The sequence below is a fragment of the Paenibacillus sp. 1001270B_150601_E10 genome (genome assembly GCF_015558675.1).
GTDB lineage: Bacteria > Bacillota > Bacilli > Paenibacillales > Paenibacillaceae > Paenibacillus_B.
Genome location: NZ_JADMOL010000008.1, coordinates 64043 through 85921, shown reverse-complemented (window position 1 = coordinate 85921; position 21879 = coordinate 64043). Strand labels below are relative to the sequence as shown.

The window sequence follows — 21879 nt, the reverse complement described above, 5'->3', positions numbered from 1 at the left end:
GTGACGTCTCAAAAGAGACAGGGAGAATATGGTATCACTTTGTTGTGGTGAGTGTCAATACTCTTTTTTTGAACAAAAAGCAGTCGATACATTGAGTTAAGGGGCGTATTCCGCTTATAATAGGACAAGTACAATTCTAACGGAAAAGGTGTCATGAATGAGCATTTTAAATGTTGAACGTTTAAGTCACGGATTTGGCGACCGCGCGATTTTTAGTGATGTTTCCTTCCGTTTGCTCAAAGGAGAGCATATCGGACTGATCGGTGCGAACGGTGAAGGCAAATCCACCTTTATGAATATCATTACAGGAAAGCTTCAGCCCGATGAAGGCAAGGTTGAATGGTCGAAGCGTGTGCGTGTCGGTTATCTCGATCAGCATGCCGTGCTATCGAAGGGACAGACGATTCAGGACGTGCTCCGCAGCGCATTCCAATATCTCTTCGACCTAGAGCAGGAAATGAATGATATGTACGGTAAGATGGGTGAGGTAGGTCCAGAAGAGCTGGAGCAGCTGCTTGAGGAAGTTGGAACGATTCAAGATACGTTAACGACTCAAGATTTCTACCTCATTGATGCGAAGATCCAGGAGACTGCTCGTGGACTTGGTATTACGGATATTGGGCTTGACCGAGATGTAACAGACTTGAGCGGCGGTCAGCGTACAAAGATTCTGCTTGCGAAGCTGCTTCTCGAAAAGCCTGACATCCTGCTCTTGGACGAGCCTACGAACTACTTGGATGAAGTGCATATCGAATGGTTGAAGCGCTATTTGCAGGAATATGAGAATGCCTTTATCCTGATCTCGCATGATATTCCATTCTTGAACAGCGTTATTAACTTGATTTATCATATGGAAAATCAGCAGTTGACTCGCTACGTAGGCGACTATGATCAATTCCAGCAAGTATATGAGATGAAGAAGCAGCAGCTCGAATCCGCCTATAAGCGCCAGCAGCAAGAAATTGCTGAGCTTAAGGACTTCGTTGCTCGCAATAAGGCAAGTGTGGCGACTCGCAATATGGCGATGTCAAGACAGAAGAAGCTTGACAAGATGGAAGTGATCGAGCTTGCGAAGGAGAAGCCGAAGCCGCAATTCAACTTCAAAGAATCCCGTGCTTCTTCGAAGCTGGTCTTCGAGACAACAGGCCTTGTTATCGAGACCATTGGATCTCCGCATGGAGCGCGGCCAGAAGATTGCCTTGGTCGGAGCGAATGGAATCGGGAAGACGACCTTGCTTCGCAGCATCTTAGGGGAGATTCCTTCTTTGGAAGGCAGCGTGGAGCTAGGAGACAATCTTGACATTGGCTATTTCGAGCAAGAAATGAAGGAAGGCAACTATAAGACTTGTATTGAGGAGATCTGGGAGACGTTCCCGTCCTATACGCAATTTGAAGTTCGTGCTGCCCTTGCCAAGTGCGGCCTGACGACGAAGCATATTGAGAGCAAGATTCAAGTGCTTAGCGGGGGAGAAAAGGCAAAGGTACGTCTCTGCAAACTCATTAATCGCGAGACAAACCTTCTCGTGCTCGACGAGCCGACTAACCACTTGGACGTCGACGCGAAGGATGAGCTAAAGCGCGCTTTGAAGGCTTATAAAGGGAGCATTCTGTTAATTTCCCATGAACCTGAGTTCTACCGTGATGTCGTTACGGATACATGGAACTGTGAATCTTGGACAACGAAAGTATTCTAAACACTCATGAAGATAGCCTGTCCGTGTGCAGCCATTGGGATGCCATCGGACAGGCTTTTTTATGCTAAGAAGTTGTATTCGCCTGAGGCCGCTTCTGCACCCATCGCTTTCGAATCCAGCAGAGCACGAAAAGAAAGGGCAAGTAAATAAAATCATAGTACATGAGAAATTGGCTCATGAAATGTTGAAGCATGCTAAGCTGCGCGGGAAAACGAATCCATACGCAGATCGCAAACACTAACGCTCCTGAAATGTAGATAATGGATTTGGACTTGGTTTGAAACTCCTGTCTGAATATGCGAGCTGCGCTCCATATTTCTAAACAGAGAGGCCCGATGATGACAAACAGCCACGTGAATACATAAATATATTCGAAGCGCTCTATTAATCGAAACTGAATCGTTTTTGACAGCTTGAGTGTCGGCCACTCGATCACTCTCAGGAAATCAACCCCAAAGTAAGCAACAGAAAAAATGAAGATGAGTAAATACAGCAGCATGGAATACAGAATGGCGCTGGATGCATACCGCTTATTCTTCTTGTTGTGTGCAACGAAAGGGGCATACACTAAAAAAATCTCTACCCCCGCAAATAGTGAGATTGCAATCTTCAATGACGTGATATAGTCATGAAGACTATGATTGAACATCGGTAGAAGCTCGGCCAAATGGCTGTACTTGAACGGGTAGAAGAAAATGAAAATGAGAAAGGTGGGGATAGCTACACCCCAAAAATTAATCCCCGTCACGACTCGGAAGCCCCCAGCCACCATATATGTACTTGCCAGAACGAGGAGCAAGCACCACACCCAAATCGGTGTATGAGGAAATACCCAGATGAGCAGCACATTGACATAGGTTCTAAGTACAAGTACAGCCAATAAAATGAAATAGACATAAAGCAGGCAATTAAATAATCTGCCAAGTGCCTTCCCAAACAATTCTCGGTGCAGGGACATAATATCTCCCTTTGGGGCTTGACTAACCAGGTAATAGCACATGAGGAAGACCAACACATATATTCCTCCGCCAAGAAGCAGGACAACCCAAGAATCCTGCTCTGCTCCCTGCATGAGTGCCGTACTGAAGTTGAGTAATCCTACGCCTGTTTGTGAACTATGGACAAGGAAAAAAAGAAGGAGAGGATAAATCGTTTTGGAATTGTCCATTGTATACCGCATGATGTCACTCCCCAGTCTCTATGTTCTTTCCTGATAGATCGCTCTCCTGCAAATTGACCTTTACGTTGACATCTACTTTCATTTTAGGGTATACCGTTTCGTAGAAGGCTTGCTGTTTCCATTTGCGCTGATGCTGCTTAACATATTTCCCAATCCCGATGGGATCAAGCTGCGCTTGCTGGAATTTGGCGATAAGGTTACCAAGCTTTTCTTCCAAATCCTGCTCCAATTCCTTGATCAAGTAGTCGTTGTCACCTGAGTTCATATTGACCGGATAGTCTTGAAAGAAACCTCTAATGGATAGGTTGAATTGTATATGACGATTGGAAAAATATTTCCTTTTCAGTTTTCCAGAAAAACAGCGGAATACAATCTCCGTTGAGCCATCTCTTTGGCTGATCTCAGCCGGATACACTCCATAGATATTTTCGCCGAGCATTAGCTTAAGCAAAAAGGTTTCAATGAAGTCTATTTTCATCTTCAGTTGATCTTTTTGAAAAATACCGTTGCCAACGAGAGTGACACGGTTCTGAGTACCGATATTGACAAGGGGTAAGGCAATATCCTGTCCTTGAGAAAAATAACTTTTCAAGTAGAGGTGCATGTTGGAGCTTGGGATATTTCCATTTTCCATCGTCTGATTAAATAAATCATCAAGATGAGCAGGATTCTTCTGTTGGACCGACTGAAAGATCTGTTTAAGTGGTGCCTCACTTACAACCATATACACGTTGCTGCTTACCTTGGGATCAATGCACAACGTCTCTGAGAATTGATTAATACCTTCTCTCGCCAATGCTTCACCTATAATCATGACCTTCATCTTTGCGATAGACACGGGTCTAGATGAGGAATTACTCATCTTGGCTAAGATCATTCGTGCTCTTCTGCCTTCCGCTTCAAGCAGTTTATTTACACCTTCTTCGGATTCCTTATAATCTGGGAACATCGATATGCCGTGATAGTTTCTATCCGTTTTATCAAACCCGAGAACACTTATGATTTGAACCTCATCCACGATATTTTCATGTGTGCAGCCTGTCACAAGAAGGACGAGGACCATCCCTATGCTTAAGCCCAAACGAACGCTAATCATCATGATCTTGTTCCCCCCGGCTCTTCGGAATATAACGAGTATTCTGAAGAGGTCGAAGAATTCCATTGCGCTTAGAGGTGAATCTGTAGGATGGCCGAATGACCGTATCCGTCCAATTGCTAGCTCGTACGGGATAAAATGGCGCAAGATAAGGACTTCCTAATGACTCCAGTTTCATGAGATGGCCAAGCAGCAAAATAAACATGAACACCATCCCGAAACCTCCCCATATCGCCGCTGCAAAAATAATAGGGAAGCGAAGCAAGCGTACGGTATTCGACATCTTGAATATCGGCGTCGTAAAGGACGTAAGCGCTGATAAGGCAACAAAAATGAGCAAAATATTACTTGTTAATGCCGCTTCTACAGCGGCTTGTCCAATGACGATACCGCCTACAACTCCTAGAGTAGAGCCGATCTTTGTTGGCAGTCTGGCACCTGCTTCTCGCAGCACCTCAATCGTCAATTCAAGAAAGATGACCTCAAGCAGCGGTGTAAACGGAACAAAAGCTCTAGAGCTGATGAGCGGTCCGATCAATCCGTCAGGAATGACCTCAAAGTGATAGGTCATGAGTGCAACATATAATGCACTTGCAAAGAGTGTAAAGATTACACCAATCAAGCGGATAAGGCGGAAGAAAGAGCCAACCACCCATGGCATAAAGTAATCTTCCGGCGAAATAAAAAAATCGGTCAGTGTCGTTGGGGCTGTAAATACATAAGGCGATCCATCAGCCATGATTGCAATTTGACCATTGATTATGGCAAAGGTTACTCGGTCCACTCGTTCCGTGGAAAGGAACTGTGGGAAAGGGGAGTTGGAATTGTCAGAGATAATCTGATCCACGAGCGAACTATCAAACACAACATCCATGTCGAAGTCATTTAAGCGCTGCATTGCAGTGTTGACATAGTCAGGATTCGTTACTCCCTCCAGATACAGCAAGACAACACGGGTCTTGGACATGTTCCCAATCGTCATTTCTTTTAACACTAATCTGGAGTCGGTCAGCTTATGGCGAATCAGACCGACGTTCGTATCTAGATTCTCCACAAATCCGATCTTAGGGCCAATAACACTAAATTCGTTATCTGTCTCGTTGCTCTGCCGGTATCCGCTCTTGCTGTCGCGAACATTGACCATCAGTACTTGCGACACGTGCTTTCGAAGGCGAATCATAATATATCCGCCCGTCAGCTTCTTCTCAATCAATTCAAGATCCGTCGTAAGTTCAATATCATTAAAGGGGATATGGTTCATAACCTCTTTCATATCAGGTATCTTGTCTTCAACATATTGAAATACCGGAATAATGAATTGATTTACTTTCTCTTGATTGACAAGCGTTCGGTAATAGCTAATCTCAACATAGTTTTCATTGTTGATCGGTGAAAAATGATAATAGTCACTTGACCCCATCAAAAAATGTATGAGTTCATCAAGGTTTTTGACCTGTTTGGATATAGGAACAAGTTTTTGCTGTGACACCATCTCACCCCCTTTAATGGTTTTATTATGTATTTGCAAATGATCAATTATCCTTCATCAATGAAGAAGAGGCAGGTTCATTACCTGATCTCTATGTCTTATCCCTGTCATATTGTTAAGGTTGAATATCAAGAATGCTATAGGGAATAATGGTGTGCTAACGACATGATGCCGACAAAGGAGAATATCGCGTGATCACGATTGGAGAACTTTCACGAACACTAAAGGAACCTACGAAGTCTCATGATTTCAAGTCAGAAAGACTGCAGCATGGCAGCCAAGAGCTGTTTGTGTACTATTTTGAATCTTTATGTGATATCACGATTATTCGTGAGAGAATCTCCGGTCCATTTACGAGGAATCCTGAAGGGGTATCTTTTATAAGTGTGCTTACAGCAGAATTGCAGTGTGACGAAATAACCGATCTGAACCGAGTGGTCGAGAAGCTGCTGCTTGGCTACCTCATCATCTTCTATGACAATCGGGTATTTGCTTGCTCAGCTGCTAAAATACTAACGAATCAGGTACGAGAGGCAACAGTCGAAGCAACGATTCAGGGCGCACATTATAGTCTCACGGAGAATCTTCAATCTAACCTCAATCTCATCCGCTTTCGTTATCCGACAGAGAATCTGGTGACGAAGGAACGTATAGTAGGGGAAGTTTCGAAGACGAAGTTGATTCTTCTTTATGATAAGAAGAAAGTCAGCGATTCTCTGCTCAAGCAGATTAATCAGCAGTTAGACGAGGTTCGAGCAGATATCGTTCAATCACTCGGACAATTGGAAGCGCTAATGACCAAGAGAAAGTATCGTTTGTTCCCCATCATGCTTAATACGGAGCGGCCAGATCGCATCGTATTTAATCTTGCTCAAGGTAAAGTCGTGCTGCTTATTCAAGGTGTACCATTCGCTTTGATTGCGCCAGCGGTCTTCTATGACTTTATATCCGCGGTGGATGATCAATATCAGTCTTATTGGGTTACGCGAAGTGTTATCGTCCTTCGTTATGTGGCATTGTTAATCATGATCACCCTGCCTGCTCTGTATATTGCAATCGTCTCTTATAACCCGGAAATTTTTCGAGTGCAGCTTGCTGTTTCGATTGCAGGGAGTCGCGCGACCGTGCCGTATCCTTCTTTTGTAGAAGTGTTTATCATGCTGTTTATTATTGAAACCTTAATCGAAGCAAGCATTCGGCTACCTAAGTATATTGGTCAGACAGCGACCACTGTTGGCGGGTTAATATTGGGACAAGCGGCTCAGCAGGCTGGATTGGTAAGCAGCATCATGATCATCGTGACGTCGGCCGTAGCGATCGTTAATTTTGTCATTCCTATCAATGCAATGGGCTTTGCGATGCGAACCGTTAAGTATCCGTTTATTTTGTTTGCCATGCTGTTTGGCATTACGGGGATCATTGCAGGGCTATTCTGCTTCATCATGTATCTGGCCAGCATACGAAGCTACGAGGTGCCTTACTTTCGAATATTTGCTGGAGAGAAAAACGTAACAGGCTATAAGCAAAGGGAGTCATCATGAATCACTATCGATTGGTGCTGATCATAACCTGCACACTCGTGTGTCCCATTATTTATCTGCCTCGATTGTTCATTGAAGGAAGATACCAAGGTGCACTGCCAGCGATCGGGATTGCGCTGCTGTTTGGTTCATTTGTGAGCGCCCTTTATCTTTGGAGAATGAGAAAGTTCAAAGGTTTTACGCTGCTTGATATTTTGGAACAGCATCTGCCTGCTTGGATGAGGATACCGCTCTTTTTAGGAACAGGGTTGATCTGGTATGCAGGCGGGACTTTTGTCTTGATCTCGATTTCTTCGGTTACGATGCGATTCATTAATCCGAACATGGATATTCGCGTGCTGTTTATTTGCTTCTTGCTTACGGTAAGCTGGACTGCTTTAAGGCATACTTCTTCACTGTTAAACGGGATTGAAATATGGCTTGTGGTATGTATCCCCCTCGTGTTGTTTCTTTGGTATAAGGGACTTAGAAATGACTTGTTTGATTGGGATGCAGTCCTAACGATGACAGACTACGTATGGATGCAACCTTCCTTGAAGCTTATCGTATTTGGAAGCTATTTGTTTATGGGAGTGATCTCGCTTTCCATCTTTAAGGAATATGAATTATCCACTTCAAGCAGGATGAGTGAAGTCTGGTTGATTCCTTTAGTCGGTATGATCATCTTTTGTGGTTTTTTCTTTATTCCTTTTGGCATTCATGGCACTCAAGCGATCGATCGATACAATTTCATATGGATGAGCACGGCGGATTCGCTTCAAATGAAGTTCGGAATTATTGAGCGTGGCGTATTCTTGTATCTTACGGCGTACATGATCATATCTTTAATGTTCATCTCTATGAGTTGGCATGCGGCAACGGAATGGGTAACACGGGGATTGCACATAAAAAGGGGAGATGACAAATTTCGTGCCATCCTTCTTCTAATGGTGGCTGCTGCTTCATTTGCATTTGGGCTGATTGCAAGCGATCGCCAAGTTTTCGCCTATAGCATGAATTGGCTGACTGCTCTATTTGTATTGGAGATCATTCTCGTGCTGCTGGTTGTTCTATTTAGTACAAGGAGACGAATGGATCCATGAGAAAGTTATGTGTAGTTCTACTCGCAGCGATCATTCTCAGTCTTTCAGGCTGCGGCTTTAAAGATATTGACAAGCGATTCCTTGTCGTTGCGATTGGTGTCGATAAAGGTGAGCATAAAAAATATAATGTCACCCTGAAGCTGATTATTCCCACTGTGGTTGTAAGCCCAGGGCAATCCAATTTTCAACTGATCAGTTATGAGGCAGACAGTATTTCAGAGGCTATTGAGCTGATGCGTTCTGATGTGGATAAGTACTTGGATATGGGCCATGCCAAGATTACCGTTATAGGCGAGTCGCTAGCACAAGAGAACATTTCGAAAAATATCGATTGGTTTGTGCGACGTAGAGGGATACAGCGGATTGAATATGTGGCGCTTGGCCAACCAACGGCTAAAGAAATCCTATCTCTTACGCAGAAATCAGAGCGACTGGCGGGGAATTCTCTTATACTGAGCTTTGGTCATGAAGGAACGGAATCGTCGTTTATTACTACAGAATACTTATATGATTTTTATGAGCGTATCCTTGAGCGAGGCAAAGATCCCTTTATGCCCATCATAAAGGTGCGTGGAGATACGTATGAGATCAATCGCGTCGCATTATTTGACAAGGAGAAAGTGAAGCTGATCCTAGAACCTAATGAGACACGCATCTTCAAGCATTTGCTAACCAAGAAGCCGGGATTCGAGTTGCAGGTGGAGGAAGAAAATATGCAGTATTCGCTATCCGTGCAGCAATTAAACTATCGATATAAGATCGTCACGCCGGAAGAAGAAAGGCCCTATCTGCAGCTTGATATGAAGTTAAAAGGGATCGCGGAGGAGTCTGAGGATATTCAATTTAGGGAAAATTGGTCGCAGATTGAAGAGGCTGCAGAGAGAACCATGAAGCGCTCCATTCTACAGCTGTTAACGAAGTTGAAAGAGCATCAACTTGATCCGCTCGGCTTCGGTCTTCGTTATATCGCGACTAGGCATGAAGGGCATCAGGATTGGATCAATTGGACAAAGATTTATCCAAAGCTGGAATTTCGAGTGAATGTTAAGGTTACGTTGGAGGGAACTGGAGAAATCAAATAATAAAGCTGCTCTTCATTGTTATCTCCATATTGATATTACTGGTTATCATGAAGGCAATAGCGGCGAGGGCCGCGGTTGAAGGCGGACTGCATCCTGAAGCTGCCTATACGATGAGTGATTTGTATACAGGTCGCGTGTCCAATATAATTGCAGCGTGTAAAAACTATATATTCACTCCTTTGTATGAGCGGATTACATAGGATAAGGTTGCTGCTTCGGTTCAGCATGCGAATTATTTATCGCTGCTTAAAGCGATGATGCGCGATCTTCCACTTCGCAATCTGCTGACGTTCAGTGGAGGAGCGCTGACAGAGGATATGCTTAAGGACATGCTGGAGCAAATGAATAAGTGACAATAAAGATAAAGGATAGGGACATGTCCCCCTATCCTTTTATCTCATGAAGCGACTCATGATGAATACGCGAAGTTTCCACCTGTATGGTTGTATGTTCAATATGATATTGTTCAGCCATCATGAGGATAGCTTCCTGAAGCACGGTTTGGCTGTCAGCGGTATCCTCAATCACGATATGGCAGCTGAATGAATCCATATTCGAGGTAATGCTCCATATATGCAGATCATGAACATCGACAACTCCTGCAATGGCTCGAAGTGACTTTTGAATATCCGCTTGATTCATTCCGACAGGCGTCCCTTCCATCAGAATATGAGTGGATTGCTGGAGCACGCCCCACGCACTTTTCAGGATCAGCAGTGCTACGACCACACTGATAATAGGATCTGCAATATACCATCCGAATAAGAGCATGAGGAGACCTGCAATGATGGCACCAACGGAGCCTAATGCATCCCCAATGACATGCAAATAGGCACTTTTAACATTAATGTTGTCTTCAACATTTCCTTTGCGCATCAGACTCCAAGCACTTAACAGATTGGCGAGCAAGCCAATGACAGCGATGATCATCATCGTTCCGCTAGCGACCTTCGGTGGATCAACGAAGCGTTCTATGGCTTCATAAATTATATAGCCTGCGACTACGAATAAGGTAATCCCGTTGATAAAGGCGGCTAAGATCTCAAACCGGTAGTAACCATAGGTTTTATTCGACGAAGGCGGTCTGGCCGCGAATGACACGGCGATTAAGCTGAGCAGGAGTGAGCTGGCATCGCTCAACATGTGGCCGCTGTCGGACAGTAAGGCGAGGCTGTTCGTGATCAGCCCTCCCGCAAATTCGAGTACCATAATGGTTACGGTAATCAAAAAAGCAATGAGCAGGCCTTTGCGATTCCCTTGCCTCGATATGCCGTGAGCATGATCATGATGACCATGCGAATGATCATGATGACTATGCGAATGATCGTGATGATGTCCCATGTGGAACCCTCCTATGTATGTCTGTAAAACATGAATGTGGGAGCTGCTTTGTACAGAATACATAAATAAAAACTGCCCCAAAGCGTGTTCTGTAAACACTGTTCAAAGACATGATACAATATTAGCATCTCTTTTGCATAAAAGTTTGCTTGTCAACGACAACGATTACTAGTAGAACTTGAATAAGAATTTTGGAGGAACAGCTTATGGGTCTGATCATTATTGAGCGTGCTAAACAGCATGATTTTGCTAATTTGCTTCAAATGTGGGGGAAGGCGGTAAGAAGCACACATCACTTTTTGAACGAAGAAGACATCTCATTCTACCGTGAAGTCGTGAGAAACGAAGCTCTCCCTCATTTAGAAGTATGGATGATTGTAGGGGAGGATAAACAGCCACTTGGCTTTATCGGCTTGGACAAGCATCGAATCGAAATGCTGTTCGTCGATCCAAATTTCCATGGTCAAGGGCTTGGAACGAAGCTGATTCAGTTTGCACAAGAGCGCTATGGCAATCAGCTGCTGGTAGATGTAAATGAGCAGAATAACGGAGCCTGCAGGTTCTATGAACGCTATGGCTTTGTTCAAGTTGGACGATCAGAGCTTGATGGATCGGGGCGTCCATTTCCGATCCTGCATCTTGAATTACAGTCTTACAAGCCGGGAGTCTTGCCATGAATCATCAGATAAAAGAACAATTAGAAAGTCTCGCAGACGAAGATTATCAAAAGTTCTCTACTGCGCTGATTCCCACGATCAATAATGTGCTGGGTGTACGGCTCCCCAAGCTAAGAGCCCTTGCCAAGGAGATAGCAAAGGGAGACTGGCGAGCATATCTGCAAGAAGCAGATGAAGAGTACTTTGAAGAGGTGATGCTTCAAGGCATGGTGATTGGTTATGTGAAAGCTGAGCTTCATGACATCCTGGAATATGTCGCTCAATTTGTACCGAAAATCAATAATTGGTCCGTATGTGACAGCTTCTGTGCAGGATTAAAAATGACGTCCAAGCACCAAGCCGAGGTATGGACGTTCTTACAGCCGTATTTGCATTCTCGGAAGGAATATGAGCTTCGCTTTGGTGCAGTGATGCTGCTTCAGTATTATGTGGATGAGACGTATCTTCCACAGGTTCTTCAGCTGCTGGATCAGATCAGGCACGAAGAATACTACGTGAAAATGGCCGTTGCTTGGGCTATATCCATCTGCTATGTAAAATATCCAGAACAGACGTTGATCTATTTGAAGGACAATTCGCTAGATGATTTCACGTACAACAAGGCGCTTCAGAAGATCACGGAATCGACGCGCGTAGATGCCGAAATGAAGGCATTCATTCGCAGTTTGAAGCGTAAGGCGTGAACGGCTATTATGCACAAAAAGAAATAGTGAGACACGGAGGCTTTTTCGTTCCGTGTCTTTTTGCGTTCTCTTCTCCAAAGGTGCCTCAGTCTACTTCATTTTTGAGATCCAAAAACCAGCTACAACAAGTCCAAGCCCCACAAACGTTTTCCAATTCGGGACTTCCTTCATAAACCAATATCCTATCAGCACGCAAACAAAGATCTCTACACCCTTCGATAAGGTGAGGGCAAACGTCAGGTTGTCGAATGCCTTGTGCGTAAACTTCACGCCATAACCAATCATGATATTGGCTGCAAAGAAAGCAGGAAGCATCTTCGTTTGATACCATACCGTATGCCAAAATGCAGGATCTATATGTTTGCTTTGGTATGCAAAGATGGAATTAATAATCAGCAGTCCTCCAACCAACAATGCAAAAGCGTAAACAAGAATCATATCAACCTCCACCAATCATCTTTATCTATATAATCCCGCCATTATCTTTCCCTAAGAAAACTTTTTTAACCCAGGGAAACTGATGTCCAGTGTACGAAAAATCATTTTTAATAAGGTTTTGATGAAAAAGTATTGACAAAATGGCCGAATGAAATTAAGTTGTTCTTAACTACATATTTTGCCCTAGGGAAAAATATTTGTGAATAAGCATAAAATGTGTGCGATGACAAATGGGGAGGAACATAGGATGAAAAAGAAAGGTTTAAGGAAAAAACTGTTGGTTGTAAGTGTGTTCGCATTGGCACTATCCGTTGTATTAACCGCATGTGGAGCTAAGGAAGAAGCCTCTAATCCTGTGGAAGCTTCAAATAAGAAGCTGAAGGTTGTGACGACGATTGCTCAAATTGCAGAGCCGCTTTCAGTCATCGGCGGCGATCGCATTCAAGTCGAGAGTCTGATGGGACCAGGTGTTGACCCGCATACCTATAATGCTTCGCAAGGCGATATTCAGAAGCTGGAAAGCGGCGATATGATTTTTTACAGCGGCCTTCATTTGGAAGCTAACATGGTTCGGGTATTCGATGAGATCAGCAAAAAGAAACCGGTCGTTGCGATCAGCGAATCGATCTCCAAGGACAAATTGCTACAAGATGAGAATGGCACGACGGATCCTCACGTTTGGTTCGATATTGATTTGTGGAAAGAGTCAATAAACACGGCTACGGAGGAACTGAAGAAGGCAAACGCTGAGAATGCTGATTTCTTTGAATCCAATAAAGTCAAGTATTTTGAAGATTTGGATAAGTTGAAAGCAGAGGCGACAGCAAAGATCAATGAGATTCCGAAGGAACAACGCGTTCTCGTTACTGCCCATGATGCCTTTGGATACTTTGGGCGCATGCTTGATATTGAAGTTGTAGGGCTGCAAGGATTAAGCACAGAAGATGAGATTGGCCTGTCAGATATTGAGGATACGATCAAGACGCTCGTTCAATATGAAGTGCCCGCGGTATTTATCGAGAGCAGTGTCAACCCGGCATCCATCAATGCGGTCATTGAAGGGGCGAAGAAAGAAGGGCTTGATGTTCAGCTCGGCGGGGAATTGTTCTCTGATGCAATGGGCGAGGCAGGTTCAAAAGAAGGAACCTATCTAGGCATGTACAGACACAACGTTGAAACGATTTATCATGCGTTGAACAAATAAAGTTGATCGGTGCGTACACCGCATTGAAACTGGGACTTTCGAAGAAAGGATGATTAATATGATGCCAGTACTAACGGTAAGCGAGCTCTCAGCTTCTTATCGTAAAAATCAAGTATTGAACAATGTGCAATTCGATATAAAGCCCGGAACGATGACAAGTATTGTAGGACCTAACGGAGCGGGCAAGTCAACGCTGCTGAAGGTCATTCTCGAGCTTCATCCTAAGCTGTCAGGAACGGTTTCTTTCTTTGGTTCCACATACAGCAAGACCAAGTCTCGAATCGGATATGTTCCGCAGCGCGGTTCAGTGGATTGGGACTTTCCTACCAATGCTTTGGACGTTGTGCTGATGGGGCTGTATGGACAGATTGGTTGGTTAAAATGGCCAAAACGAAGCGATAAGGAGAAGGCGCTAGAGGCGCTCTCCCAAATGGGAATGGCCGACTTCGCGGACCGTCAGATCAGCCAGCTGTCGGGTGGGCAGCAGCAGCGCGTCTTCCTGGCAAGAGCACTTGTGCAGGATGCGGACTTGTACGTTCTTGATGAACCGCTTGCGGGCGTTGATGCTGCAACCGAGAGAGCGATTATGGATACCCTTAAGGTGCTTAAGCAAAAAGGACGCACCGTCATGGTCGTCCACCATGATTTGCAGACCGTAGAAGATTATTTTGACCATGTGCTGATGCTGAATCGCTCGGTTGTAGCGCATGGATCAACGAAGGAGACCTTTACGAAGGAAAATATTTATCGAACCTATGGTGGCTCGCTTCGCTGGATGGGAGAGAAGCTCGGATGATGTTTACTCTTTCCTACAACGCACAGTGGGTACTCTTAAGCACCTTAATTCTCGGAATGGCTGCAGGCATCATGGGCTCCTTCGCCTATTGGAAACGACAAAGCCTCATGAGCGATGCTCTGTCTCATGCCGCATTGCCTGGCGTTGTCGTAGGATTTGCGCTTATGGGAACGAAGAATCTGCCAGTGATGATCGCTGGCGCTGCAGCAAGTGCACTGCTAGGCGCACTTCTTATCCAATGGATTCGTTCCTCTAGCCGAGTGAAGGAAGATGCCGCCATGGGCATCGTGTTATCGGTATTCTTTGGACTTGGCATCATGCTGTTGACGATTGTCAATCGGATGCCAGGAGGGAACCAAAGCGGGCTTGACAGCTTTATCTTCGGGCAAGCCGCATCCATGGTGCGTAAGGATGTCTATATCATGGCGGGCGTTGCTTTGCTCGTGCTATTGATCTCGATCATAGGCTTCAAGGAGTGGAAGCTGTTCCTGTTTGATCCTCAATTCGCAAGAGGCCTTGGACTATCAAGCAGATGGATGAACAGCATCTATATGACCGTGCTTGTCCTGATTATCGTAATCGGCATTCAAGCTGTTGGGGTAATTCTAATGTCAGCCTTGCTGATCATACCCGCTGTCAGCGCAAGATATTGGACGAATTCATTCCTCTGGATGGTCATCTTATCAGGACTATTTGGCGGAGGCGCAGGGATGGCAGGCACTTATATCAGCACCTTGGGCAAAGGCTGGCCGACAGGTCCCTTTATCGTCCTTGCAGCATCTGCATTATTCGTTGTTTCATTGGCATTCGGATTAAGAAAAGGCTTGCTTGTTGTCTATTTGCAGCAGCGGGCTCAGAAAAGGCTTCATACAAGATCATTATCATCACCAGCTGTAGAAAGGGGGAGATAACGAGATGAGCTACACAGGTTGGATTTTGTTAACCGCATCATTAGTTGGATTGTCATGCGGGTTCATTGGCGTTCTCCTGATCCTTAGACGGATGGCGATGATGGCGGATGCTATAAGCCATACTGTACTGTTGGGGATTGTAACCGCATTTCTGGTGACGCGCGAATTGAGCGGCATTCATATGTTGATTGGTGCGATCATTGCAGGTCTTTTGACGACAGTGCTTGTGCAATGGTTCCATGAGCGAGGCGTCCAGCAAGAGGCATCTATTGGCGTCGTGTTTACGTCGTTATTCGCCATAGGGGTCGTTCTCATCGCAACACAGGTCGGCAATGCGCACCTCGATGTCAAGCATACGCTGATGGGTGAAATCACGTTTATTCCTTGGGAGAAAACAACGATACCATGGCTAGGCGATGTTCCAGAGGCCGTTGTCCTGCTGTCGCTGGTATTGCTGGTTGTCTTACTAGTCATCATTGGGTTCTATAAGGAATGGAAGATTACTTCCTTCGACCCTGCGCTTGCCGCAAGCCTTGGTATTCCTGTCGTATTCATGCATTATCTATTCATGTCATTAGTCTCGGTTACGACGGTGGCGGCCTTCGATGCGGTCGGCGCGATCATGGTTGTCGCCATGCTAATCACGCCTGCAGCTGCAGCGTATTTATGGACTGATCGCCTCTCTGTCATGATGATACTAAGTGGAGCTTTCGGTGTGATTTCCGCGATAGCAGGATATTACATTGCAGCGTGGCTTGATACGTCAATATCAGGCTCAATGGCCTTCTCCACAGGCATTATGTTTATGATCAGCTTTATTGGTTCGCCTAAGCACGGACTTGTGGCTAAATGGATTCGCCCACAGATGCTGTCTTCATAATGTGGAGGTGAGAGGTGTGAACGAGAGGCCGACTCCTGGAATGGAGGATTACCTCGAACAAATCTACCTGCTGACTTTGGATCGAGGGTATACCCGTGTTACAGATGTTGCAGATGCGCTGCAAGTCCACACATCCTCCGTATCACGAATGGCAAAGAAGCTTGGAGAAGCCGATTATATCATCTATGAGAAGTATGGTCATTTATCGATAACGCATAAGGGAGTTGCTGCCGGAAAGCAGCTATTGAAACGACATGAATTGCTTGAATGCTTTCTGGATCTGATCGGAGTCCCGGATTCGCTCATAAAGGATGAGGTGGAAAGCATGGAGCATTATGTAAGCTGGAGCACCGTGTATCGGCTTCAAAAGCTTGTGCAACTGATGAGTAAGCATCCTCAGCTCATTCGTGAATTGCAGGGACGGACGAACGAATGATTGTAACGGGATTATGTAACCTTATGTTCTTTCATTCATAAAAACCTGAATGTCTTCTACTGACCTTCAGGTTTTTTTGATGTTTACAAAATCTTAAAGGATGACTTTCATCAAATTTGCTTTAAAGCTATTGTGCTTCGTGACATTTGCCGTTTATGATGATGGAGCTAGTCATTACTGCGATAAAAGGAGAGATTGCTAATTCATGCTTTCACGTTCACAACTGGATACAAACGATAAACATCGAAGCAAATGGCAACTTCTCATGGAAGTGTTTGGCGTATCATTAAAACTTGGTTTAACCTCATTCGGAGGACCGATTGCACACTTAGGGTATTTTCATCATGAATATGTGGACCGTCGAAAATGGATGGATGAGAAGGGGTATGCAGATCTCGTTGCCTTATGCCAATTCCTGCCCGGACCAGCAAGCAGCCAAGTTGGCATAGGAATTGGAATCACACGAGCAGGGATGCTTGGCGGGATCGCGGCTTGGATTGGCTTTACGCTGCCTTCTGTTATCGCCTTGGTCCTTTTTGCCATGCTGATTCAAGGAACGGGCGTTGAATCGCTGGGCTGGATTCATGGGCTTAAGATCGTAGCCGTCGTCGTAGTTGCACAGGCAATACTAGGCATGAGCAAAAATCTAGCACCCGATCGAACGAGAATCAGTATCCTTGGTGGAGCGGCGATTCTTGCGTGGGCTTGGACTTCGCCATTTAGTCAAGTTGCCATAATCGCATGTGCAGGCTTGCTAGGATGGTGGTTCTATCGGAGTCGTCCAGTAGAGCCATTATCACCGCTTAAAATCAATATTCGACGCTCAGCAGCGATTGCAAGCTTAGTCTTATTCGCGGGGTTGCTCCTCATCTTGCCGCTCATGCGCGCTTGGACGGGAAATGAGTGGATCGCACTGATGGACAGCTTCTATCGTTCGGGCTCCTTAGTGTTTGGCGGCGGTCATGTTGTACTTCCACTTCTGGAACATGAGCTGGTCCCAACAGGCTGGGTAAGCAGGGAGGCGTTTCTTACAGGCTATGGTGCAGCACAAGCCGTTCCCGGACCTTTGTTTACGTTTGCCGCTTATTTAGGGACAGTTAGTCACGGGATAATCGGCGGAATCGTCGCAACGCTTGCGATTTTTCTACCCGCCTTCTTGCTCGTTGCTGGTACGCTTCCGTTCTGGAATACAATTCGGAACAAGGCGCCTATTCAAGGGATACTAGCAGGTGTGAACGCTGCTGTTGTCGGCATTTTGCTGGCAGCGCTTTATGATCCGTTGTGGACTTCTGCCATACTGGGAACGAAGGATGCAATACTCGGGCTGTTGCTTTTCATCCTGCTGGTGCATTGGAAGCTGCCACCGTGGGTGATTGTGCTGATAGGTGCCTTGGGCGGCACGATCCTCTTTGATTGGTTGTAATCCTCATGAGAGTAAAGAAGACCTTTAACTACGCTGCAATTGATGGGATACCGTTGATTGCAGCAGTCGTTAAAGGTCTTTATGTTGTTGTTTAATAAAGGACAAACTCAGCAAGCTCTGGATTTAATCCTTTTGCATAAGTGGAAGCGTAACCGTAAAAGTTGTTCCGATTAAAGGTACACTGTCTACCGTTATGCTTCCATTATGGTTATGTATAATATTTTGCGTAATCATGTAACCAAGACCGGTTCCCGACTCCTTCGTTGTATAGAAAGGCTGACCTAAAGAGTTGATCTGTTCAGCAGTCATCCCAGCGCCTTGATCTTGAACATGAATGTGTACTTCATAAGTGGTTAGTTCAGCGTATATGTGGATACAGCCGTTATTGCCCATAGCCTCGATGCCGTTTTTTAATAAATTTATAAATACTTGTTTAATCTGATTGCCTTCACCATGTATCCAAATAGACTCGGCATCTGCTTTAATCATAATCTCAATATTTTTGAACGCGGATTGCACCTTCATTAGCGTAACTGTCTGATGCAGAATCAGCATGACATCGACAGGGCGACTCGCTGCACTGGATTGAGGCTTGGACAGAACAAGCAGTTCTCCAACAATGAGTTCGATCCGTTTTAGCTCGGACTCAATGATATCGAAATAAAGCTGCTTATTGTGGTCAGTAGAACGCATGAGCTTCAAGAATCCATTAATGGAGGTGAGTGGATTCCGTATCTCATGTGCGATGCCGGCGGCAAGCTGTCCTGCCGTGTTAAGCTTCTCCGATTGCATGAGCCTTTCTTCCTCAAGCCGCTCTCTCGTTATATCCTTGAAAATGCCGACTGCTGCTCGCTCTCCGTGGTATGGAATGATGATCGTAAAGCCGTTCACAAATTTCTGCGTACCATCCATACATTTAATTAGATAGGTAACGATCCCAAGCGGACGGCCTTGTGAATCCCGACTTCTTCGCTTTTCAATTTCAGAATGATAGGAAGCATCCACAATAGCATGGGTTGAGAGCCCAAGTACTGCTTTTTTACTGGAAGCATGAATCATCTCTAACGCAGCGGGATTCACATCTTGGATGATGCCATGCTTGGTAATGACAACAGCTAAAGGCAGCTCATTGAGCATTGTTTTTAATACTTCATCGCTCTCAAACAGCTTCTGCTCCGTATATTGAAGCTTCGTATCCAATTGAACAATGTTGCTTACATCTTGACATTGAATGAGGTAACAGGGTGAGTGCGGATAGAGATCACATATCTTGGAACTCTTAATATAGAGATGAACAGTTGTCAAGGAAGGGTGAGGGTAAGTATAGGTCAACTCGAACGTCTCTTCGTTTCGACTATTGCGCATGCTCCATTCATGACGGATGCAATGAAGCAGATACATGAGGTCTTCACTGTATGAATGGTTATCGATTAATTCATGTTTCCGATAACCCCAAAGGTCACATAAGGCTTGGTTTACCTTCAAGAGATGGCCTTGCTCAGATAATAAAGCCATTCCCGTTATCGATTGCTCAAATATAACCCCATAACCCTCGATCAGATCAGGCAGCACCACAAGTCTCCTCTCAAATCTATGTAGGTAATGATTGGTATTCCTATTATAAGGTGGAGTTTTTGTTCCTACAATCCTCCAATTGTCATATTCATGCAATCTTTTTGTTATTTGTTACATGAACCATTGCTGATTAGAACCTAGCTCTTCGTTTGTTCCAACTTGAAGGAAAGTCGAGAATAGGTTACAATGCAAATCAAATACACGATAGGGGGAAAACGATGTGAAGAAAGCAACTAGAACTAAACAATCAGCGGCTACTTGCCCTTCCTCCTATAAATCATTTAGTCTTGCTCTGCAGGCACTTGTCATGCTAGGTAAGCAATCGGGGACATGTCCAAGCAGCGACATTGCGACTCATTTGGCATCAGAGGCTACTGTTCTAAGGCGGATTCTAGCTTCTTTAGCCCGGGAGCATATCATAGAAACAAGAGAAGGAAGAGTAGGGGGCTACCGCCTTGCGAGAGAGGCGGATGCGATTACGCTTGCGGATGTATACGCTGCGCTTCATATCCACGATGCGCGCAGCAGCAGCATGCTGGATGCAACAGGCGATCATCCATTTGGCAATCAGATGAAGGTTGCGATTAAGGATGTGTTAACGGATATCGATGAGAACATGATGTCAGTGCTGCGTTCTTATACCATTGCAGACCTGGTGGAAAAAACACAGTTATAAAGTGCATGTTGACAACGAAAACATTGCACTTTATACTGTGTAATAAATCTCACAGTTTATTACACTCATAACTGTGCAAATATTTGCACAGTTAAACGGGTAGGAGGAAAATAAAATGACAACCCAAGTAGTTCAAGATTTTCATCAAGTTGTGAAGGAACGTCATTCTGTACGTTATTATGATCCGACAGTTAAGATTTCCAAAGCAGAGCTCGAGGAGATTCTTGCAGAAGCAACACTTGCTCCTTCTTCTAGCAACCTGCAGCCTTGGCGCTTTCTCGTCATCGATGATCAAGAGCTGAAGCAGAAGCTTCATCCGATTGCTTACAATCAGAAGCAAGTTCTCGATGCGTCTGCAGTCATTGCCGTGTTTGGTGACATGGAATGGTTCGAGAAAGCTGAACAAATCTATACGGCTTCCGTGGAAGCGGGCTATATGACAGAAGAAGTAAAGCAGCAATTTGTTGCAACAGCAAACAATGGCTACCGCAACATGGATGACGCAAGAAAGAAAAGCATTGTGCATATCGATGGCGGTCTCGTGTCGATGCAATTGATGCTTGCAGCACGTGCAAGAGGCTATGACACGGTGCCTATGGGCGGATTCGATGGTGCAAAGTTCAAGGAAGCATTCGAAGTGCCAGCGCATTATGAGAACATTATGCTGATTGCGATCGGTAAGGCAGCACAGCCAGGACGTCCAACGGTACGTCTTCCATTGAGCGAGATCACATCTTGGAACGCATTCTAATCAGCAGCAATTTGGATGATGTGGAATTACTAGAATTGTGATATGATAGGTATGATAAAAAACAACGAAGCGAGCTTCGTTGTTTTTTGTGTCTCACAGGGAAAGTACGATGTGTTTATGGGCTTATCTCTGAACAAAGAAGATCGTCCACATGACTTTCGAATACCTGCATATCTTCTTTAATAAATCAATCTTTAACTATTTTATCAACAGAAAGACAGGTGTGATATGGCGTCAAAATGGGTGAAAATCCTCTCGCTTGCTGCTTTCGCTGGCCTTCTTTATGCCGTGCTTCATTCCGATGCATTAAAGACGCTGCTGCATGTCGATCTCAAGCAAATTCAATCGTTTGCAGAGGTCAATACGGTCTGGCTGCTTATTGCCATGCTCATTATTATGATCATACAGAATGTATTCACGCTAATCCCATTGATCCTAGTGATCTCTTCCAATATCACGCTATTTGGCTTCGGTTACGGCTTTATTTGGAGCTGGCTGACGAGTGTAGCCGGTGGAGTTCTCGTTTATTTCGCGGCTCGTTACTGGCTTAAGGATCTGCTGACACGTCTTATACGATCGAGATGGAAGGCTGAGAAGATGGAAAAAAACAGCTTTGCCTTTGTATTCATTGGGCGTGTATTTCCATTTGTGCCAACCAGCCTTATCAATATTGCTTCGGGTGCAAGCAATGTTCCCTTGAAGCACTTTGTATTAGGAACACTGCTCGGAAATATGATTTATTTCTTTATCATGTCACTGCTTGCGCATGGTGTTATTGCTGCAGATCGTGCTTCGCTGATCATAGCAGGGAGTGTATGCATTATCGGCTTCATTGGATATTTGTTCTATAAGAAGAAGCGCAAATCAATAGATTCATTGGATGAAGCATAGAGAGAATATTGTGATTTAAGTATAATAGCATAT

General features: G+C 44.8%; 20 protein-coding genes and 1 pseudogene. 15 read left to right on the top strand and 6 right to left on the bottom strand.

Going from position 1 to position 21879, the window contains the following annotated elements; genetic code table 11:
- The first annotated feature begins 157 nt into the window (after positions 1–157).
- Positions 158–1694, top strand: a pseudogene (locus I2H74_RS17910) (ABC-F family ATP-binding cassette domain-containing protein).
- A 64-nt stretch (positions 1695–1758) separates the two neighbouring features.
- On the opposite strand, the gene I2H74_RS17905 reads toward I2H74_RS17910, so the two are convergent.
- The 3 genes from I2H74_RS17905 to I2H74_RS17895 are packed head-to-tail and all read right to left on the bottom strand — an operon-like array spanning position 1759 to position 5462.
- Positions 1759–2874, bottom strand: coding sequence for a GerAB/ArcD/ProY family transporter (locus I2H74_RS17905; protein ID WP_229106809.1), 1116 nt, complete (start codon positions 2872–2874; stop codon positions 1759–1761).
- A 4-nt stretch (positions 2875–2878) separates the two neighbouring features.
- On the bottom strand, positions 2879–3973 hold the full coding sequence (locus tag I2H74_RS17900) for a Ger(x)C family spore germination protein (protein WP_195575604.1): 1095 nt from the start codon (positions 3971–3973) through the stop codon (positions 2879–2881).
- Complete coding sequence (locus I2H74_RS17895) at positions 3963–5462, bottom strand: spore germination protein (RefSeq protein WP_195575603.1); 1500 nt, start codon at positions 5460–5462, stop codon at positions 3963–3965. The genes I2H74_RS17900 and I2H74_RS17895 overlap by 11 nt, the downstream gene beginning before the upstream one ends.
- A 188-nt stretch (positions 5463–5650) precedes the next feature.
- On the opposite strand from I2H74_RS17895, the gene I2H74_RS17890 reads away from it, so the two are divergent.
- The 3 genes from I2H74_RS17890 to I2H74_RS17880 are packed head-to-tail and all read left to right on the top strand — an operon-like array spanning position 5651 to position 9164.
- A complete protein-coding gene (locus tag I2H74_RS17890) occupies positions 5651–7000 on the top strand; it encodes a spore germination protein (protein WP_195575602.1) in 1350 nt (449 codons plus the stop codon).
- Positions 6997–8082 carry a hypothetical protein gene (locus I2H74_RS17885; RefSeq protein WP_195575601.1) on the top strand — a complete coding sequence of 362 codons (1086 nt, stop codon included), beginning with the start codon at positions 6997–6999 and terminating at the stop codon, positions 8080–8082. The genes I2H74_RS17890 and I2H74_RS17885 overlap by 4 nt, the downstream gene beginning before the upstream one ends.
- Complete coding sequence (locus I2H74_RS17880; protein WP_195575600.1) at positions 8079–9164, top strand: Ger(x)C family spore germination protein; 1086 nt, start codon at positions 8079–8081, stop codon at positions 9162–9164. Before I2H74_RS17885 ends, I2H74_RS17880 begins: the two co-directional genes overlap by 4 nt.
- A 384-nt stretch (positions 9165–9548) precedes the next feature.
- Here the strand turns inward: I2H74_RS17880 and I2H74_RS17870 are convergent, their stop codons facing one another.
- Positions 9549–10505: a cation diffusion facilitator family transporter gene (locus I2H74_RS17870; protein ID WP_195575598.1), complete on the bottom strand. Its 957-nt coding sequence runs from the start codon at positions 10503–10505 to the stop codon at positions 9549–9551.
- Between the two features lie 206 nt (positions 10506–10711).
- Here I2H74_RS17870 and I2H74_RS17865 point away from each other — a divergent pair, with 206 nt between their 5' ends.
- Together I2H74_RS17865 and I2H74_RS17860 are read left to right on the top strand one after the other, a co-directional pair.
- The gene (locus I2H74_RS17865; RefSeq protein ID WP_195575597.1) at positions 10712–11182 is read left to right on the top strand and encodes a GNAT family N-acetyltransferase; all 471 of its coding nucleotides are present in this window, start codon (positions 10712–10714) and stop codon (positions 11180–11182) included.
- Positions 11179–11865 (top strand): DNA alkylation repair protein, encoded by a 687-nt coding sequence (locus tag I2H74_RS17860; RefSeq protein WP_195575596.1) that lies wholly within the window; start codon positions 11179–11181, stop codon positions 11863–11865. Before I2H74_RS17865 ends, I2H74_RS17860 begins: the two co-directional genes overlap by 4 nt.
- 90 nt (positions 11866–11955) lie before the next feature.
- Here I2H74_RS17860 and I2H74_RS17855 read toward each other — a convergent pair whose 3' ends face one another.
- Positions 11956–12303, bottom strand: a complete 348-nt coding sequence (locus tag I2H74_RS17855; protein ID WP_195575595.1) for a hypothetical protein — start codon at positions 12301–12303, stop codon at positions 11956–11958.
- Between the two features lie 247 nt (positions 12304–12550).
- Here I2H74_RS17855 and I2H74_RS17850 point away from each other — a divergent pair, with 247 nt between their 5' ends.
- The 6 genes from I2H74_RS17850 (at position 12551) to I2H74_RS17825 (ending at position 17953) form a co-directional block, all read left to right on the top strand.
- A complete protein-coding gene (locus I2H74_RS17850; RefSeq protein ID WP_195575594.1) occupies positions 12551–13507 on the top strand; it encodes a metal ABC transporter solute-binding protein, Zn/Mn family in 957 nt (318 codons plus the stop codon).
- A 61-nt stretch (positions 13508–13568) separates the two neighbouring features.
- A complete protein-coding gene (locus I2H74_RS17845; RefSeq protein WP_324254106.1) occupies positions 13569–14303 on the top strand; it encodes a metal ABC transporter ATP-binding protein in 735 nt (244 codons plus the stop codon).
- Positions 14300–15214, top strand: a complete 915-nt coding sequence (locus I2H74_RS17840; RefSeq protein WP_195575592.1) for a metal ABC transporter permease — start codon at positions 14300–14302, stop codon at positions 15212–15214. Before I2H74_RS17845 ends, I2H74_RS17840 begins: the two co-directional genes overlap by 4 nt.
- Before the next feature lie 4 nt (positions 15215–15218).
- The gene (locus I2H74_RS17835; RefSeq protein WP_195575591.1) at positions 15219–16094 is read left to right on the top strand and encodes a metal ABC transporter permease; all 876 of its coding nucleotides are present in this window, start codon (positions 15219–15221) and stop codon (positions 16092–16094) included.
- A gap of 16 nt (positions 16095–16110) precedes the next feature.
- Entirely contained in the window at positions 16111–16530 is a 420-nt protein-coding gene (mntR, locus tag I2H74_RS17830) for a transcriptional regulator MntR (RefSeq protein ID WP_324254100.1), read from the top strand.
- Between the two features lie 205 nt (positions 16531–16735).
- Positions 16736–17953: a chromate transporter gene (locus tag I2H74_RS17825; protein WP_195575590.1), complete on the top strand. Its 1218-nt coding sequence runs from the start codon at positions 16736–16738 to the stop codon at positions 17951–17953.
- Positions 17954–18076: 123 nt separating this feature from the next.
- Here the strand turns inward: I2H74_RS17825 and I2H74_RS17820 are convergent, their stop codons facing one another.
- The gene (locus I2H74_RS17820; RefSeq protein WP_324254099.1) at positions 18077–19525 is read right to left on the bottom strand and encodes an ATP-binding protein; all 1449 of its coding nucleotides are present in this window, start codon (positions 19523–19525) and stop codon (positions 18077–18079) included.
- A gap of 223 nt (positions 19526–19748) precedes the next feature.
- Between I2H74_RS17820 and I2H74_RS17815 the strand changes: the two genes are divergently transcribed.
- The 3 genes from I2H74_RS17815 (at position 19749) to I2H74_RS17805 (ending at position 21846) form a co-directional block, all read left to right on the top strand.
- Complete coding sequence (locus I2H74_RS17815) at positions 19749–20204, top strand: Rrf2 family transcriptional regulator (protein WP_324254098.1); 456 nt, start codon at positions 19749–19751, stop codon at positions 20202–20204.
- 115 nt (positions 20205–20319) lie between these two features.
- Positions 20320–20955 carry a nitroreductase family protein gene (locus I2H74_RS17810; RefSeq protein ID WP_195575589.1) on the top strand — a complete coding sequence of 212 codons (636 nt, stop codon included), beginning with the start codon at positions 20320–20322 and terminating at the stop codon, positions 20953–20955.
- A 228-nt stretch (positions 20956–21183) separates the two neighbouring features.
- On the top strand, positions 21184–21846 hold the full coding sequence (locus I2H74_RS17805) for a TVP38/TMEM64 family protein (protein WP_195575588.1): 663 nt from the start codon (positions 21184–21186) through the stop codon (positions 21844–21846).
- Positions 21847–21879: the final 33 nt, after the last annotated feature.

Coding starts and splice junctions, on each gene's coding strand:
- I2H74_RS17885 (WP_195575601.1), top strand. CDS start 6,997: ATGAATCACTATCGATTGGTGCTGATCATAACCTGCACACTCGTGTGT.
- I2H74_RS17850 (WP_195575594.1), top strand. CDS start 12,551: ATGAAAAAGAAAGGTTTAAGGAAAAAACTGTTGGTTGTAAGTGTGTTC.
- I2H74_RS17860 (WP_195575596.1), top strand. CDS start 11,179: ATGAATCATCAGATAAAAGAACAATTAGAAAGTCTCGCAGACGAAGAT.
- I2H74_RS17865 (WP_195575597.1), top strand. CDS start 10,712: ATGGGTCTGATCATTATTGAGCGTGCTAAACAGCATGATTTTGCTAAT.
- I2H74_RS17895 (WP_195575603.1), bottom strand. CDS start 5,462: ATGGTGTCACAGCAAAAACTTGTTCCTATATCCAAACAGGTCAAAAAC.
- I2H74_RS17880 (WP_195575600.1), top strand. CDS start 8,079: ATGAGAAAGTTATGTGTAGTTCTACTCGCAGCGATCATTCTCAGTCTT.
- I2H74_RS17845 (WP_324254106.1), top strand. CDS start 13,569: ATGCCAGTACTAACGGTAAGCGAGCTCTCAGCTTCTTATCGTAAAAAT.
- I2H74_RS17825 (WP_195575590.1), top strand. CDS start 16,736: ATGCTTTCACGTTCACAACTGGATACAAACGATAAACATCGAAGCAAA.
- I2H74_RS17870 (WP_195575598.1), bottom strand. CDS start 10,505: ATGGGACATCATCACGATCATTCGCATAGTCATCATGATCATTCGCAT.
- I2H74_RS17835 (WP_195575591.1), top strand. CDS start 15,219: ATGAGCTACACAGGTTGGATTTTGTTAACCGCATCATTAGTTGGATTG.
- I2H74_RS17840 (WP_195575592.1), top strand. CDS start 14,300: ATGATGTTTACTCTTTCCTACAACGCACAGTGGGTACTCTTAAGCACC.
- I2H74_RS17905 (WP_229106809.1), bottom strand. CDS start 2,874: ATGCGGTATACAATGGACAATTCCAAAACGATTTATCCTCTCCTTCTT.
- I2H74_RS17855 (WP_195575595.1), bottom strand. CDS start 12,303: ATGATTCTTGTTTACGCTTTTGCATTGTTGGTTGGAGGACTGCTGATT.
- I2H74_RS17900 (WP_195575604.1), bottom strand. CDS start 3,973: ATGATGATTAGCGTTCGTTTGGGCTTAAGCATAGGGATGGTCCTCGTC.
- I2H74_RS17810 (WP_195575589.1), top strand. CDS start 20,320: ATGACAACCCAAGTAGTTCAAGATTTTCATCAAGTTGTGAAGGAACGT.
- I2H74_RS17805 (WP_195575588.1), top strand. CDS start 21,184: ATGGCGTCAAAATGGGTGAAAATCCTCTCGCTTGCTGCTTTCGCTGGC.